General features: G+C 60.9%; 16 protein-coding genes. 5 read left to right on the top strand and 11 right to left on the bottom strand.

Annotated features, from left to right (window positions below):
* Positions 1-7 precede the first annotated feature (7 nt).
* A complete protein-coding gene (fabF, locus tag ACIX9_RS17645; protein WP_013581856.1) occupies positions 8-1,267 on the bottom strand; it encodes a beta-ketoacyl-ACP synthase II in 1,260 nt (419 codons plus the stop codon).
* A gap of 9 nt (positions 1,268-1,276) precedes the next feature.
* Entirely contained in the window at positions 1,277-1,519 is a 243-nt protein-coding gene (locus ACIX9_RS17640; protein WP_013581855.1) for an acyl carrier protein, read from the bottom strand.
* Positions 1,520-1,716: 197 nt separating this feature from the next.
* Here ACIX9_RS17640 and ACIX9_RS17635 point away from each other — a divergent pair, with 197 nt between their 5' ends.
* Positions 1,717-2,496, top strand: coding sequence for a hypothetical protein (locus ACIX9_RS17635; protein ID WP_013581854.1), 780 nt, complete (start codon positions 1,717-1,719; stop codon positions 2,494-2,496).
* Between the two features lie 20 nt (positions 2,497-2,516).
* On the opposite strand, the gene rmuC is transcribed toward ACIX9_RS17635, so the two are convergent.
* A complete protein-coding gene (rmuC, locus tag ACIX9_RS17630; protein ID WP_013581853.1) occupies positions 2,517-3,980 on the bottom strand; it encodes a DNA recombination protein RmuC in 1,464 nt (487 codons plus the stop codon).
* 81 nt (positions 3,981-4,061) lie between these two features.
* Between rmuC and ACIX9_RS17625 the strand changes: the two genes are divergently transcribed.
* Positions 4,062-4,760, top strand: a complete 699-nt coding sequence (locus ACIX9_RS17625) for a TetR/AcrR family transcriptional regulator (protein WP_013581852.1) — start codon at positions 4,062-4,064, stop codon at positions 4,758-4,760.
* A gap of 14 nt (positions 4,761-4,774) precedes the next feature.
* On the opposite strand, the gene folP is transcribed toward ACIX9_RS17625, so the two are convergent.
* From folP to ACIX9_RS17610, 3 genes are all read right to left on the bottom strand, one after another.
* Entirely contained in the window at positions 4,775-5,584 is an 810-nt protein-coding gene (gene folP, locus ACIX9_RS17620) for a dihydropteroate synthase (protein WP_232298746.1), read from the bottom strand.
* A gap of 123 nt (positions 5,585-5,707) precedes the next feature.
* Entirely contained in the window at positions 5,708-6,292 is a 585-nt protein-coding gene (frr, locus tag ACIX9_RS17615; RefSeq protein ID WP_013581850.1) for a ribosome recycling factor, read from the bottom strand.
* Between the two features lie 39 nt (positions 6,293-6,331).
* Entirely contained in the window at positions 6,332-7,528 is a 1,197-nt protein-coding gene (locus ACIX9_RS17610) for a pyridoxal phosphate-dependent aminotransferase (protein WP_013581849.1), read from the bottom strand.
* A gap of 83 nt (positions 7,529-7,611) precedes the next feature.
* Here ACIX9_RS17610 and ACIX9_RS26000 point away from each other — a divergent pair, with 83 nt between their 5' ends.
* Complete coding sequence (locus ACIX9_RS26000) at positions 7,612-7,848, top strand: hypothetical protein (protein WP_013581848.1); 237 nt, start codon at positions 7,612-7,614, stop codon at positions 7,846-7,848.
* The gene (locus tag ACIX9_RS17600) at positions 7,848-8,126 is read left to right on the top strand and encodes a type II toxin-antitoxin system RelE/ParE family toxin (protein ID WP_013581847.1); all 279 of its coding nucleotides are present in this window, start codon (positions 7,848-7,850) and stop codon (positions 8,124-8,126) included. Before ACIX9_RS26000 ends, ACIX9_RS17600 begins: the two co-directional genes overlap by 1 nt.
* Here the strand turns inward: ACIX9_RS17600 and ACIX9_RS17595 are convergent.
* The 5 genes from ACIX9_RS17595 to dacB all read right to left on the bottom strand — a co-directional run bounded on the left by ACIX9_RS17595 (position 8,116) and on the right by dacB (position 11,696).
* Complete coding sequence (locus ACIX9_RS17595) at positions 8,116-8,400, bottom strand: hypothetical protein (RefSeq protein ID WP_013581846.1); 285 nt, start codon at positions 8,398-8,400, stop codon at positions 8,116-8,118. The two genes, ACIX9_RS17600 and ACIX9_RS17595, sit on opposite strands and share 11 nt — an antisense overlap.
* A gap of 2 nt (positions 8,401-8,402) precedes the next feature.
* Positions 8,403-9,323 carry a lipoyl synthase gene (gene lipA / locus ACIX9_RS17590; RefSeq protein ID WP_013581845.1) on the bottom strand — a complete coding sequence of 307 codons (921 nt, stop codon included), beginning with the start codon at positions 9,321-9,323 and terminating at the stop codon, positions 8,403-8,405.
* A 17-nt stretch (positions 9,324-9,340) separates the two neighbouring features.
* The gene (locus ACIX9_RS17585; RefSeq protein WP_013581844.1) at positions 9,341-9,700 is read right to left on the bottom strand and encodes a hypothetical protein; all 360 of its coding nucleotides are present in this window, start codon (positions 9,698-9,700) and stop codon (positions 9,341-9,343) included.
* Entirely contained in the window at positions 9,697-10,041 is a 345-nt protein-coding gene (locus tag ACIX9_RS17580; protein WP_157477666.1) for a c-type cytochrome, read from the bottom strand. The genes ACIX9_RS17585 and ACIX9_RS17580 overlap by 4 nt, the downstream gene beginning before the upstream one ends.
* 80 nt (positions 10,042-10,121) lie before the next feature.
* Positions 10,122-11,696, bottom strand: coding sequence for a D-alanyl-D-alanine carboxypeptidase/D-alanyl-D-alanine endopeptidase (gene dacB / locus ACIX9_RS17575; RefSeq protein ID WP_013581842.1), 1,575 nt, complete (start codon positions 11,694-11,696; stop codon positions 10,122-10,124).
* A gap of 29 nt (positions 11,697-11,725) precedes the next feature.
* Here dacB and ACIX9_RS17570 point away from each other — a divergent pair, with 29 nt between their 5' ends.
* Positions 11,726-15,427, top strand: coding sequence for a TonB-dependent receptor (locus ACIX9_RS17570; protein ID WP_013581841.1), 3,702 nt, complete (start codon positions 11,726-11,728; stop codon positions 15,425-15,427).
* Positions 15,428-15,455 lie beyond the last annotated feature (28 nt).

The raw sequence follows: 15,455 nt of genomic DNA, 5'->3' as shown, positions 1-15,455 counted from the left end.
AAAACGCTTATTCCATCCAACGCTTGAAGACCAGCGAACCGTTCGTCCCGCCGAACCCGAACGAGTTTGAGAGCGCATAGTCGATCTTCGCTGCCCGTGGCTCATTCGGCACGTAGTTGAGCCTGCACATGGGGTCCAGTTCTTCGATGTTCATCGTCGGCGGCGCGATCTGGTGCTGCATGGCCATCAGGGTGATGCCGGCTTCCAGGCCCCCAGCGCCGCCCAGCAGATGCCCCGTCATGGACTTGGTGGAGCTGACCAGCAGCTCATGATCGAGCGCTCGCTCGCCAAACACATTTTCAATCGCCTTCGACTCCATTGCATCGCCCAGCGGGGTGGACGTCGCATGTGCGTTCACGTAGTCGATCTGGCCGGGCAAAATTCCCGCCACCTTCATGGCCGCGTTCATCGCGCGCAGGCAGCCTTCGCCTTCCGGCGCCATGCCCGTCATGTGGAAGGCGTCGGCCGACATGCCGTAGCCGATCACTTCGCCAAGAATCTTCGCTCCACGCGCCTTCGCAAACTCCAGCTCTTCGAGGATCAGAATCCCCGCGCCTTCGCCCACGACGAACCCGTCGCGATTCTTGTCCCAAGGCCGGCAAGCGTGTTCCGGGTCGTCGTTGCGCGTCGACAAAGCCTTCATCGCCGCAAAGCCGCCTACGCCCATGGGCGTAATGGCTGCCTCGGTTCCGCCCGCGATCATCGCATCCGCGTCGCCGCGCTGGATGATGCGGAAGGCATCGCCGATGGAGTGCGCGGAAGACGTACAAGCCGTCGCCGTGGCCTCATTCGGCCCGCGAGCCTTGTAGCGGATGGAGACATGTCCCGCCGCGAGGTTCACGATCGTCGCCGGAATAAAGAACGGTGAAATCTTTCGCGGTCCGCCGTTCATCATCGCCGTATGCTCGCGTTCGATGACATCGAAGCCGCCGATGCCTGAACCGATGTGCACGCCGAAGCGGTCCTGGTTGGTTTCGTCGATCACCAGGCCCGAGTGCCTCATCGCCTCGTCCGCCGCCGCAATCGCGAAATGGATGAACCGCCCCATCTTGCGCGATTCCTTCTTCTCGATAAACAGCAGCGGGTCGAACTCCTTGACCTCTGCCGCAAAACGCACCGGATGCCCGGTGAGATCGAACGCGGTGATCGGTGCCATTCCGCTTTTACCCGCAAGCAGGCCGTCCCACACCTCTGGAGCCGTCTTGCCCACTCCACAGATGAGTCCGATGCCGGTTACGACGACCCTGCGATGCACTTGCTCTGCCATCAGCTTCCCTTACTTGGTCTTCTGGTTCTTTTCGATGTAATCCACGGCGTCCTTCACGGTCTTGATCTTCTCCGCGTCCTCGTCCGGAATCTGGATGTCGAAGGCCTCTTCGAACTGCATGACGAGCTCAACGACATCGAGCGAATCCGCACCCAGATCCTCCTGGAAGCTTGCGCCCGGCGTGACTTCGGCTTCATCCACCTGAAGCTGCTCGACAATGATTTGTTTGACCTTCTCGTCTACTGCTGCCATTTTTCTCTCCTGTGTACGTCTTGGGCTGCCGTCCAGATTGCCCTGAATGCGCTCTCTGAAGGATACTGAGCGCCTTTGCGAGTGTAAAGCAAACCGCCCAACCCCGCACCGTCGCAATCCCCCGAACGAACCAGCCTGGGTGCGGATCACCTTTCCCTGCGTCCCATCTACCCTCCAAGTGCGTCCAATGTTCAGGCATGTCAAACGTTCCCAGTACGCGCTCTTTCATCCTCGCCGCCGCCGCCGTCCTCGCGGCAGCCGCCGTTTTCGCCGTCCAGTTCGCGCAGGCGCAGTACCGAACGCCGAAGCAGGTTCCCGGCGTCCGCCCGTGCCCGAAGCTCGAAGGCTCGCGCAGGATCGAAGAGTTCAACCGGCCCGCCGTCGAGATCCTGGTGAAGATGAACGTGGACGTCGACGGCGCGCCCAACGCCTACGGCCCGCCGGGTAAGAAAGCTCTCGACATCGACGCTCACGCGCGCGCGCCCAAGGAGTCCGAGCACCCCGGCGCCATCGTCGGTTACATGACCGAGTACGAAGGCGGGCCGCCGACGAAACAGGGTCCGCACGATCCCTACCCCGGCTACTTCGTCTCCCAGACCGACTTTGCCGATCTCAGCAACAAGCGCATGGAAGACCCCCGCCGCTACGTCGACGCCGCCCGCATCAACTATCTCGTTCAGGGCCGCGTCGCGAAGCAGACCGGCGTGGCCCTGGGCGACTTCGCTACCGTCTATAGTTGCCGCACCGGCCGGACCGCGTTTGCCATCGTGGGCGACTCCGGGAATGAGAGCGGGGCGGAAGGGTCGCTGGCTTTGGTGCAGAACCTCGGCTACCCGATTAAGGATGGGGTGGAGGATTCGGTCGACGACCGCGAGATCGTCATCCACTACTTCCCGAAATCCAACCCTACTAAGCAGTTTTTTCACACACAGCAGGAGTTGGACGCCGCTGCGCTGAAATTAGGGCTCAAGAAGTAGGCGTTGAATGTGGGTTCGACTTACTCTTCTACCCCTGCCGCAAGGCGCGGCACAATCTCCTCCACCAGGAACGGCTGGGCGGAATCTACCTCACTCACATCCTTCAGCGACCGATTGATCGCCCGCGTCCGGACCCCTAGCTTTTGGATGGTGTTCTGCACCGTTTGAACCTGATTCTCCATTGATCCCATGAGCGTCTCGAAGGTCTTGAACTCGGTTTTTGTCCGCTCCAACACCTTCCAGACCTCATCGCCCTTCTCCTGCAGCGCCAGCATATGGAAGCCCATCTGGAAGCTGGTCAGAATGGCCGATAAGGTCGTTGGTCCGGCGATTGTGACGTGGCACTTGGACTGGATCTCGGCCTGTAGCGCGTCGCGCCGGATCACCTCTGCATACAAGCCTTCGGTTGGAAGAAACATGACGGCGTATGGGGTCGTGACCGGCTGATTGATGTACTTGCCGCAGATCCGGTCCGCCTCCGTGCGGATCGCCGTCTCGAAGGCCGTTCCGGCCTTGGCGATTGCGTCGGGCAGATTGCTCTCGTAGGCGTTTTCCAGGCGCTCCCAGGCCTCGCGCGGAAACTTTGCGTCGATTGGCATGAGCCGCTCGCCGGAGTGGCCCGGAAAGCGCACCGCAAACTCCACCCGCTCGGCGCTTCCCGGCTTGACGGTTGCGTTCTCGATGTACTGCCCTGGTGCGAGCATCTGCTTCAGCAGCATCCCGAGCTGAACCTCCGCAAATCCGCCCCGCGACTTCACGTTCGTAAAGATTCGGGAAAGCCCATCCACGCCTTCGGAGAGCTTCGACATCTCGCCGAGTCCCGTGTGGACCTTGTTGAGTTGGTCCGTCACCTGCCCGAAGGATTCGGTCAGACGGGTATGCAGGGTGGCATGAAGCTTCTCATCGACGGTTACCCGCATCTCCTCGAGCTTCTTCTCATTGGCGGAGCTGAGCCGGTCGAGCGACTCCCCCACCGTACCCCGCAGTTTCTCCTGCTGGGCTGCATTGCTCTCTCCCAGTTCGGTCAGACGGCGGTGCAGTGCTTCTCTAGCTCCTTCCTGCTGGAGCCGAGCCTCGCTTGCTGCCGCCGTCAGCTTCTGCCCAATCGCCTCATGCTGCGCGTGTACATCGGCCTGCAGTTTGCCTGCCGCCTGTGTGTTGTCGGATCGGAACCCCGCCAGCTCCGTCTTCACCGTCTGTCCCAGCGTCGCGATAGTCCCGGTCACCTCACCCCGCAGCTCCGCAGATGCCCGCGCATTGGCCTCCCGCGTTGTTAGCGCCTCCGTCCCGGCCTCCCGCCGGATCTCAGAAAGTCCACTCCGCAGGGCACTCTCCAGCGCCTCATGCCGCGCCTGCAGACCCGTAATCTGGTCCGGCAACGCAGCCTGACGTGCATCCAGCACCGGGGCACTCGTCCGCCGCATCAGCAGCACAACTAACCCCCCCAACAGAACGATTTGAAGCACGACGATTACGAGCAGCATATTCGATTTTCCTTCGCCAAAGGATAGCAGACTTCCTTCCCTGAACATGTTCATTTCTCTCCAGGTTCGTATACCGTAGCAATGGGATCACCCGCCCAAGAGGCAGACTTGCCGGAGCCAGCCAAAGTCAAAAAATCCGAGGAAACCCGCACCCGCATCCTTGAGGCTGCGCTCGCTATCTTCAAGGAGCGCGGCTTTGAGAAGGCCACTATGCGCGAGATTGCGACCGAAGCCGGGGTGGCTGTGGGCGCGGCGTACTACTACTTCGACTCCAAGGATGCGCTGGTCATGGCCTTCTACGAGCGCTCCCAGATGGAGATGCATCCCAGCATGGAGGCGGGTCTCGACCGCGCGCGCACGCTGGAGGCCCGGCTCCGCGTCATCATCTCGACCAAGTTCGACTACTTCGCGCCCAATCGCCGGCTGCTTGCCGCGCTCAGCGCCCACACTGATCCGGAGCATCCGCTCAGTCCCTTCTCCGCTGAGACCGTCGCCATTCGGGAGCAGGACATTGCGAGCTTCGAGCGTGCCGTCTCGGAGTCCGGCGTAAAACTTCCTGCCACGACCGCGCCCTATCTCGGGCGGCTTCTCTGGATGTACCAGATGGGGCTCATCCTCTTCTGGGTGTACGACAAGAGCGAATCCCAGTCGCGTACTGCGCTGCTCTATGAGAAGACCCTCAAGATGCTGCTCGTCACGCTGAAGCTGGCCGGGATTCCTCTCCTGCGGCCACTCCACCGACTGGCTGGGGAGCTGCTCGCCGTCATCTACGACGCGTGACTGACTCAGCCTGCCTAGTGATTGCTCCTCAAGATCCCGTCCGCCACCTCAGTTGCAGCCCGCATCGCCCGCACCTCATGGACTCGCAGAATGTGAGCCCCGCTCAGCACTGCGGCTACCCCGGAGGCCAGGGTGCCTGCTGCGCGGTTCTCGACTTCGGCGCTGAGAAAACGCTTGCGGGAGGTTCCTACCAGCATCGGGAGCGCGATCTCTCCCAGCCTCTCGAGCCCCGCGTGTAGCACGAAGTTCTCCGCCCCGTGCTTGCCGAAGCCAAAGCCTGGATCGATGACGATTCGCTCAGTCCGAACGCCCGCCGTCTCTGCTGCCCGCACGCTCTCCCGGAGCCCTGTCAGCACCAGCGGCAAGATCTCTGCATCCGCAAGGGGCGGCAGCCCGGCCCACTCCTGCGGCCGGCCGCGAGCGTGCATCAGCACCACCCCGACCTGGGTCTCCTCCATGACCGCCGCCATCTCCGGGTCCCACATGAGGCCGGAGACGTCGTTGATGATCTCCGCGCCTGCCTCTGCTGCGCGCCGGGCTGTCGCCGCGTGGTAGGTGTCCACGGAGACGATTGCCTCCGGCCTCGCCTTCAGGATCGCCTCCAGCACCGGCAGGACCCGCGCCTGCTCTTGATCCGTATGCAGTGCGATCGCGCCCGGTCGCGTCGACTCTCCGCCCACATCGACCAGGTCTGCCCCCTCGTCCAGCAGCCAGAGCGCATGATCCACCACCTGCGCGACCGAGCCGAGCATTCCGCCGTCGGAAAAACTGTCGGGCGTGACGTTCACGATGCCCATCAACACGGTCCGCTTGCCCAATGGCATGGAACGGGTTCGCAGCCTCCACTCAAAAGACGTTCGCACAGGTAATCCCATCTCCGGATTTTAGCCGCACAAACTAAAAGGGCCCCGAATCGCTTCAGGGCCCTCGCCATGCTCTGACCGTTGTCAGACTGTCATCAGTTCCTTTTCTTTGGCCTTGAACAGGTCTTCGAGCCGCTTGATCTCGGCGTCAGTCAACTGCTGAACCTCTTCGTTGGCACGCTTTTCGTCGTCGGCGGAGATCAGCTTGTCCTTTGCGGCCTTCTTGATCAGCTCGTTGCCGTCGCGGCGGATGTTACGCATGGAGGTCTTGTGGCCTTCGAGTACGCCGGCCAGGTTCTTGACTGCTTCCTTGCGCCGCTCCTCGTTCATGGGCGGGATGGGCACGCGGATGATGCGGCCGTCGTGCATGGGGTTGAAGCCCTGGTTTGAGGTGCGGATGGCCTTCTCGATGGCCGTCACGAGCGTCTGCTCCCAGGGCTGGACGAGGATTAGTTGCGCCTCCGGCGTGGTGATCTGCGCCACCTGCGAGATGGGGGTGTCCGTCCCGTAGTAGTCCACCTTGACCTGGTCGAGCATGTGTACGCTGGCCCGGCCCGTACGAGCAGACAACAGGTTCGCCCGAAAATCATCAACCGTCTTCTCAAACCGAGTCTTCAGTTGCTGATGCACATCCTTCAAAGCCACAATGCTCGCCATCGCAGAAGCCATCTCTTGTTCCTCACTCGCGCTGTTGCGCCAAGGTCGATTCTACTCAGTTTCGGCCAGCCGTTCGAGTCGGGCACACGCGTCGCGTAAATCGGCATCCTTCTTGGCGAAACAGAAGCGCAGGAGGTTCTCGCCGCCGCCGCCCGCACGGAAGAAGGCTGAGCCAGCCACCGCCGCGACACCCGTTCGCCGCAGCAGGTCCCTGGCCTTCTCCGCCGCGTTCGCACCCTTGAGCAGCGGGCCGCAATCGGCCAGGATGTAGTACGCGCCATCCGGAACGTGCGGGGTGAGTCCTGCCTTGCGCAGGGCGTCTACCAGCATGGCTCGCTTGACCTCATGCTCGGTTGCCAGCCCGCTATAGAAGCTGGCGGGGAGCTGTTCCACCCCATCCGCCACTCCATGCTGCAGCGGCGCAGGCGCACAGATGTAGGTCAGGTCATGGAAGTAGCCGATGGAGGGAGTCCACTTGGCGTCGGCGACGAGATATCCGATTCGCCAGCCGGTTACCGAGAAGGTCTTCGAAAAGCCGGACATGAGGATCGTCCGCTCGCGCATGCCGGCGATCGTGGCGGGACTCAGATGCCTGGCTGCGCCGTAGACGAAGTGCTCGTAGATCTCGTCGGTGAATACGAAGAGGTTACGCTCGGTTGCGATCTGGGCCAGGCCTTCGATCTCCGTCCGGGTGAAGACCTTGCCTGCGGGATTCGAGGGCGTGTTGATCATCATGGCCCGCGTCCTGGACGTCACAGCAGCACGCACCGCTTCTAGGTCCAGCCGCCACTCACCTTCCCCGGAGACGGTCATTGCGACGGGCACCGGAACGCAACCGTTCCCGCGCAGCATGGCCGCGTGGTAGCCGTAGAAGGGCTCGAAGAGCAGGACCTCGTCGCCCGGATTCAGCAATGCCTTTACCGCCGCCTCAAAGGCTCCGCTGGCACCGCAGGTCACCAGGATTTCGCGCTCCGGATCGGCTTCAATTCCGTGCGTTCGCGCCAGTTGGCCGGATATTGCCTTGCGCAGGCGTGGGATACCATCGAGCCGCGTGTAGATGTTGTGGCCGTCGCGGATGGCCTTCTGCGCGCCTTCGGTGACGATCTCCGGCGGGTCCGTATCGCAGATGCCTTGCGCCAGATTGACGCCGCCCATCGCGTCACAGGCCACGCTCATCGCACGGATCTCGGACTGCACGGTCCGGGGGGCGAGCTCGCTCAGGTGCAGGTTCTTGGTGGCGGTTGGCATACTCATCCTTATCTCTTTGAATTTCGTTCCAATGATAATCAAGAATTCTTGACTTGCCATGCGGACCGGCCTACGGTTGAGCCATGGCCATCGCCGTACACATCGAACTGACCCCGGAGGAAGAATCTCTCCTTCGAGAGGCCGCTCAGCACGAAGGGAAGAGCGTTGACGATCTCGTTCGCGGTGCCACCCTCTGGCTTGCTCAGCAGGAGGCCGCAGATCGCGCGTCGCTGCAGCGTTCCATCGATCAGGCGGACCGTGGCGAATTCGTCCCCGAAGAAGAGATGGACGCCAGAATCGCGCGGATGTTGGCCAGGTAGTGCAATTACGTTGGACGCCTGAAGCTGCGGACAATCTCGAAGAGATTTACGACTACTACAGGAACAAGTCCGCCGTTGCCGCACATCCTGTGATCGCCTCCATTCAGGCAGGTCTCACTCAGTTACAGCAGTTTCCCTACACGGGAAGGCTCGGAATCCGGCCAGATACCCGTGAACTCGTCCTCACCGGCGTGCCTTACCTGATCGTCTATCGAATACGGCATGACACTGTTGAGATCCTAGGTATCCGGCATGGTGCTCGCCAGATTATTCAGTAGGGTCCTCAACCACCGTCTCTCCCGGCAGCGGCCCCATCCCCAGACCGCGGTTGGCCTTCTTCTTCCGTTTGCTGGCGTACTGTTTCTCTTCGGCTGGAGGTGCGAGAGTCTCCTGCACCTTCTCTTCGACTGCACGCCAGTACTTCACGTCAGCCGGACGTGCGGAGGGGATGGACACTCGCATCCGGCAGTACCAGAGGGACCACTCCAGCTCCTTGACGTTGCGGTTGGCGATCGCCGTCTCGACCCGTTTGACTTCGCTTGGAACGGCCATGGCTAAGCCAGCCCCGTGGACTCGGCCTGCTCCTGGGCGTGATAGCTGGAACGCACCAGGGGGCCGGATTCGACGTGACGGAAGCCCATTGCGAGAGCCTCCTGCTTCAGGAAGGCGAACTCCTCGGGCGTGTAGAAGCGGCTCATGACCAGGTGATCCTTGGATGGGCGCAGGTATTGCCCGATCGTCAGGATATCTACCTTGCGGTCGGCCAAGTCGCGAAAGACAGCCAGCAGTTCGTGCATCTCTTCGCCCATTCCGACGATGATGCCGGTTTTGGTGACCTGGGTGATGCCGGTCTCAGCGGCGATCTCTTTCGCTTGCTCCAGAAAACGCAGGGAACGCGGGTATTTTCCGCCCGACTTCGCGATGCGGTACAGCCGGGGAACGGTCTCGATGTTGTGGTTCAGGATTTCGGGCTTGGCTGCGACGACCATTCGCAACGACTGCTCGTTGCCTTGAAAGTCTGGCGTGAGGACCTCAATGCGAGTGCCGGCGGATTGCAGCCGGATCTGCTCGATGACCTCAACGAACGCCTGTGCTGCGCCGAGATTGTCGTCGTCACGGTTGACGCTGGTGATGACGGCGTGAGCAAGTCCAAGCTGTGCGACAGCATAGGCCACGCGGCGAGGCTCGTCGTGGTCGATCGGCTCCGGCTTGCCCTTGGGCACCGCGCAGAAGCCGCAGCGGCGGGTGCAGAGGTTGCCGAGCATCATGAAGGTGGCGGCCTTCTGGTTCCAGCACTCGCCGATGTTGGGGCAGTGGGCGCTCTCGCAGACGGTGTGGAGGTTGAGGTCGCGCGCCATCTTTTTCAGCGCGTGGAAGGTCTCGCCGCCTGGTGCGCGGGCCTTCAGCCACTCCGGTTTACGTACCGGAACCTTGGGCGAGAGATCGATCTGAACGAGTTCGAGCGCGGGTGCCATCGTGTTGATTGTATGCGTTAGACCAGGCGGTCGCGTACTTCCGACCGCACCAGGTAGAGAAAGAACAAGAGCATGAAGAAGCCGCGGATCAGAAAAAAGAGGCTGTGGGCAAGTTTGAAGAAGTGGAAGTCGCCGAACGAGAGCAGGAGGCAGCCGGCGAGGACCAGCGCCCAGCCCCAGCGGCGCATGCGCAGGAGGCCGAAGATGCCGATAACTAACAGAGAACAAAGGGCCAGGATGCCGTACTTGCCGCGTCCTGTGCCGAAGGCGTTTGAGAGCGCGCCGAAGACGTTTAATAGCGTTAGAACCAGCATGAAGATGCAGATGCCGGCGATTCCTGGTAAGAGTTGGCCTTTTGGTTGGGTCGGTTGGGTCATAGGGTGTGCAGGTAGGCGAGGAGGTCTTCTAAGTCGCCTGTTTCCAAGTGGTTACCTTGTGCGGGCATGAGGTTTCGGCCGTGGATGATGGTGGCGGAGACGCGCTCGTCCGTGGCGGCTGCGCCGCTGGGGAGGGCAGGCTTTTTGAAGACGCCGAGGAGGGATGGGCCGTGCAGATCGCCGGTGCGGCGGTCGTAATGGCAGACGGCGCATTTGGTCTGGAATGCGTCATGTCCGCGCATTTGTTGAGGGTTTAGTTGAGCCAAGGGGGTGGGGGGCGGGGTGGAGTGGCAGCCCGTCAGGAGGGCTGTGGCGAGCAGAACTGGAACGGTAAACTTCATCTTTTCTATCATCGCATCTGTGTCATTTTGTGGCAGAAGTGCACCACAAATCACCACGAACTCACCACAAATTGCGTGTATTAGTTTCCGGCGGCGATGGCGGCGACGATCTTGTCCATGGCGACGCGGTCGGCCGAGCCGGGGAGGTGGTTGTCGACGAGGATGGAGAAGATGAGGGTCTTGCCGGAGGCGGCGATGAGGTAGCCGCTGAGGGCGCGTGACTCGCCCAGGGTTCCGGTCTTGGCGAAGACGCGGCCTTTGAGCGGGCCGGTGAAGCGAGCGGACAGAGTGCCGTCTACGCCGCCTACGGGGAACGACGACTTCCAAGCTGGGCCCCAGGGCTGGGCCGCGCCGTAAGCGAGCAGCTTGATGATGGACCGTGGCGTGACGAGATCGTACGTGGAGAGGCCGGAGCCGTCGTAGAGGGTGACGTCATCGGCGCTGATGCCACGGTCGATCAGGAACTGTCGAACGACGCGTGCGCCCTCGGCGAAGGTCCCAGGGAGTGAGATGCGGTCGCCGAGACGGCGGAGCAGGATCTCCGCGTGCAGATTGATGCTGGACTTGTTGGTCAGGATCACGTCTTCCAGCAGAGTAGAGGAGGTCAGGCTTCCGAGGAGCGTGTTTGTTGAGATCTTTGCGGGATCACATGGATCGGGACAAGGAGAGAGACCTGAAGCAACTCCGCGGCCAAGCGACATCATCGCGGGGAGGTCCAGCGGCTGGCGGGAGACCTCACGGAAGCCTCGGGGATCTTGGGAGGTGACATGCTCCGCGATTGCATGGCCATCGATGAGGATGCCCTGGCGCTCAAGCGCCTGCTTCAAGGCCATGGCTGCATAGGCTGGGGGGTCTTCGATGGCGACGTGGTCTGTCTCAGGGCTGGCCTTGAGGGCGATGTGTCCGTAAAGGTGAAGAAGCCTGGAGCCTGGTGTTCGTTCGATTGCGATGGAGGTTGCCGAGCCGGTATCGGTCGTCATCACATCGTTCGAGAGGGTGTAGTAACGAAGAGCGGGGGTCATCTCAATGGTGGCCCGGCTGCTGAGTTCCGTGGCCGGAGTGATGGTCAGCTTGATCTCGTTATCGTTGATGTCCAGGGCTGAGACCGGCGCGCCGTAGCCCCAGAGGATGTCATCCTGGGACCAGCCGTTGGGGTAGGGTTCATTGCCGAAGTGATCGCCGATGGCAATCACATCTCCGGTCACAGACCGGAGACCGGTGCGGGCGACCTGAGCGGCGAGATCATCGAGGCTGTGCAGCGGCGGAAGGGCCTCGTCCGTCCCGGGAGCGTAGGGAACCCTGCGGCCGGAGAGGTTGGCGTCTCCGTTTCCGAAGAGATAGAGACTGCCGTCCAGATGTTCCTTGCCTGTGAACACGCCATGCGAGAGGACCTCTGTTTCGACGGTTGCGTTTGGGCCGAGGAGCGCGAGGGCTGCGGCCGTGGTGAAGATCTTGGCGTTCGAGGCGGGGCGGAAGAGCTGGGCTTCATTGACGCCGCAGAGCGGGGTGCCGTCGAGCGTGGCGACCTGCACGCCCCAGTGGGCGGCGGCGACGGTGGGGTCCTGGGTGAGGGCGCGGATGCGGTCGCAGAGGGGCGCCTGGGCGTGCGCGATGGTCGCGAGGGTGAAGAGGAGGGCTACAGCGCGAGCGGGCATGGTGGGAGTTTAGCGGATGGGGCATCGAGATGTGCGAGTGTGCGGAGTACAAGGGCATTTGCGGAGCCGTGGTTGGCGTTGAATCAATCCGTATAGGATTGATTCGCGTCCAGAAAACCCGAACGACCTCCTTCCCATCCAACCAACCGTTCCTGATTTTTTTCGACTTACTCCTGATTCGCTTCGATCTCAAGAGATCCTGTCTGCCAGCGGAATTTGCATTCCTGGAGTTTGTCCTGAACGCACGATACCTTGCTCCACATACCCTCCTTCTCTCTGTTGCGCTGGCGGTCCCGGGGACCTGCGCATGGGCTCAGGCAGCCGGCACGGGCACAATCCAGGGGACTGTCACGGACAAGTCCGGCGCGGTTGTTCCCAATGCCAAAGTCACAGCGGTCTCCCAGGACACGGGCCGGACCGCTGCACAGCAGACCTCCTCAGCAGGCACGTATGTTCTGCCGGCGCTGCCTCCTGGCGATTACAGCGTCACGGTTGAGCTTAAGGGCTTCAGTCCGGTGCATCAGGAGCACGTCATCGTCAACGCCATCAGCGTGGTCGGTCTCGATCTTTCGCTGCAGGCTGGGGGAGCCGGCGAAACTGTGACTGTCACGGCGACGCCATCAGACCTCAACACTGAGAACGGTGCTCTCGACACTACGATCCCAAACTCCACGTACACGGCTCTGCCGGTCGCGATGAACGGCGGACCGAAGAGTCCGCTGGGCTTTCTCTCGCTGGTTCCAGGCGTGGCCTCCGGTGATTTTGGAGTGGAGAACATCAATGGCGGCAGCTCCAACTCTTCTTATCTCTATATCAACGGACTGCCGCTGACGACCTCAGAGATGCAGGGTGATGCCCGTAACGTCAACGGCGCCACCTCCACCGAGGTCATCGATCAGTTTCAGATCATCTCCAGTGGCGTACCTGCGTATTACGCAGGGCAGGGCATCACGAATCTCGTGACCAAGTCCGGCTCAAACCAACTGCACGGTCATGTGTATGAAAATATCCGTAACACCGCGTTTGATGCGGCCGGATACTTTTCAACCGTTACCCCTGTGGAGCACCAGAACGAGTACGGCGGTTCCCTGGGCGGTGCGCTGGTGAAGGATCGTTTCTTCTTCTTTGGCAATCTCGATCGCTTCAAGATCTCAAATGGCAATCCGCCCATTTTTTATAATCTCCCGACCGCGGCTGAACGGTCAGGCGACTTCAGCGCGCTGAGCGTTCCCATCTACGATCCGGCTTCGACGGTCTGCAACAACGGGGTCTGTACTCGAACGGCGTTTTCCGGAAACGTGATTCCGGCGGCGCGTCTTTCTTCCATCTCCCGGCAACTGCAGTCTTACCTGCCCGCCACGCAGAACAACGCGATTCAGAATAACTTTGCGAGCTCTCTGGAAGGCGGCACGACTCAGAATATGTACCTTGGCAAGCTGGATGGGGCGATCAACTCCAGGCAGCACGCCTTTGCGCTGTTTCAATATGGCAAGAACTCACCGATCGGTCTGCCGCCCAATGGCGGGCCACAATTGCCTCTGCCGTATACCAGCAGCCGCACGGCTCTGGAGGTGATCTGGCTCGGCCAGGTTGGCCATACCTGGACCATCACGCCGCACGTCATCAATGTGTTTGGTGCGCAGTTCAACCGCTTCAATACGCCTTTTACCTCTCCGACCAATGGTGGGGGATATCTCGGCAAAGCGGGGCTGACTGGCCTGCCGAGCGGCGCTCCTTCCGATAACTTTCCGTCGGTCAATTTCCTGGGCCCCAATGCACCTACTTTGTGGGCGAGCAATAACAACACCGAGAACTCGAACACCGTTGCGAACAGCTTTGTCTATCAGGACAACCTGCAGTGGGTTCGAGGCAGGCACTCCATGACCTTCGGCGGCCAGATCATTGCGCAGCAGGAGCAGCAGACTATTCCGAATTTTTTAAGCGGCTTCAACTTCAGCAATAACGAGACGGCTGGCTTTGCCGCTGTCAATGGCGTGTCCTCGATCGATGCGACGACGGGAAACGCATACGCCAGCTATCTGCTGGGGGCCGTGGACAACGCCGCTCTCTATGACACCTCGGTCGCAGAGACCGGCGCGCGGTATCGCGATTATGCCGTCTATGCACAAGATGATTGGAAGATCACGCAACGGCTGACGGTCAACGTCGGTTTGCGCTATATCATCGCCAAGCCGTTCGTTGAATCTGAAAATCGTAACTCGTGGTTCAATCCCGCTCTGCCGAATGCTGCTGTCAGTAATTATCCCGGCGCGGTTCAGTTCGCGGGGAACGGGACCGATAGTTGCCACTGCAGCACGCAGGTGGATACGCACTACCTTACGTTCGATCCGCGCGTTGGGTTTGCTTTTTCGGTTACGCCGAAGACGGTGGTACGCGGCTCGTTTACGATCAACCACTTCAATGCGGGTGCCCTTGGGGGTAACGCGCAGTCGCAGGGAACCGGGTTGCTGGGGTATGTCGCTCAACCCTCACCCAATACACCGGACTCCGGCATCACGCCGGCGTTCAACTGGGCGACTGGCTTCCCTGCGTATGCCAAGCCGCCGATCTTCGATCCCACCCTCAATGCTGGCTACAACAGCACGACCGGCGCTACTGGCGGAAATGTTACGTACAATCGACCCGATACGGCTGCTCGGTCCCCCTACACGGAGAACTGGAACCTTACGGTTGAGCAGGCCTTTACGCCTTCGCTCACGCTTCAGATCTCATATGCAGGGAGCCAGTCGCACTTTATCCCAATCAACGGTGGTGTTGGCATCTACTCTGACCAACTGGACCCGAAGTACATGGTTCTGGGTGGACTGCTGCAACAGTCCCTCAGTCCTGCCGTTCTTGCACAGGCGCAGACAATCGTCCCGACTGCCAAAGTTCCTTATGCGAACTTTGTGGGGACGCTTGGTCAGGCGCTTCGGCCCTTCCCGCAGTACAACAGCATCTACGACCCGTTTGCGGACTTTGGGAACGCCAGCTATCACAGCCTGCAGACGCGCCTGCAGCAGCGTACGTCACACGGGCTTTACTTCCTTGCTTCCTATACCTGGAGCAAGTCCATCAACAATACCGGTGCCGTCATCGCTGGTGCGGAGGCCGCTCCGCGCTCCGCTTATAACTTACGGCAGGAACGTGCGGTCGCTGTGGAGGACATTCCTCAGATTCTGTCGATCGCTACTGTGTATCGTCTGCCCTTCGGTCGCGGGCAGGCGTTTGCTAACAGCGGCATCGCGAATGCCATCCTGGGTGGCTGGAGCATCTCCGGCATTGTGCAGTACCAGTCCGGCACGCCGCTCGGTCCTATCCTTGCGTCCTGCCTGGTGCCCTATACCGGCGGATGTTACGCCGACTATGGCAAAGGACTGACGGCGCGCATCAACGGGGCGTACGGGAGTGGCGGTAGTCCCAGCACAACTGCTTATATCAATCGAAGTGCATTTGCGGACCCTGCCAGCTTCACGTTCGGCAATACGCCGCGTACGCTTGCCTTCGGACTGCGCAATCCGTGGAGCCTCGACGAGGATGTCACCGTTGGACGGGATCTGCGTATTACCGATCGCTGGAAGGTTCGTGTCCAGGCGGACGCCTTCAACGTCTTCAATCGGACTGTCTTTGGCGGCATTCAGACGAATATCGATAGTACGAACTTCGGTGCGGTCACTTTGCAGTCAAACTCGCCACGCAAACTTCAGTTGGAGGGGTCTATCAGCTTTTGAAGGGGCGACTTGTTTCGAGGTATTTGGT

The sequence above is a fragment of the Granulicella tundricola MP5ACTX9 genome (assembly GCF_000178975.2).
GTDB lineage: Bacteria > Acidobacteriota > Terriglobia > Terriglobales > Acidobacteriaceae > Edaphobacter > Edaphobacter tundricola.
The sequence above is the reverse complement of the archived record's forward strand: the minus strand, read 5'-3'. Positions and strand labels throughout refer to the sequence as shown.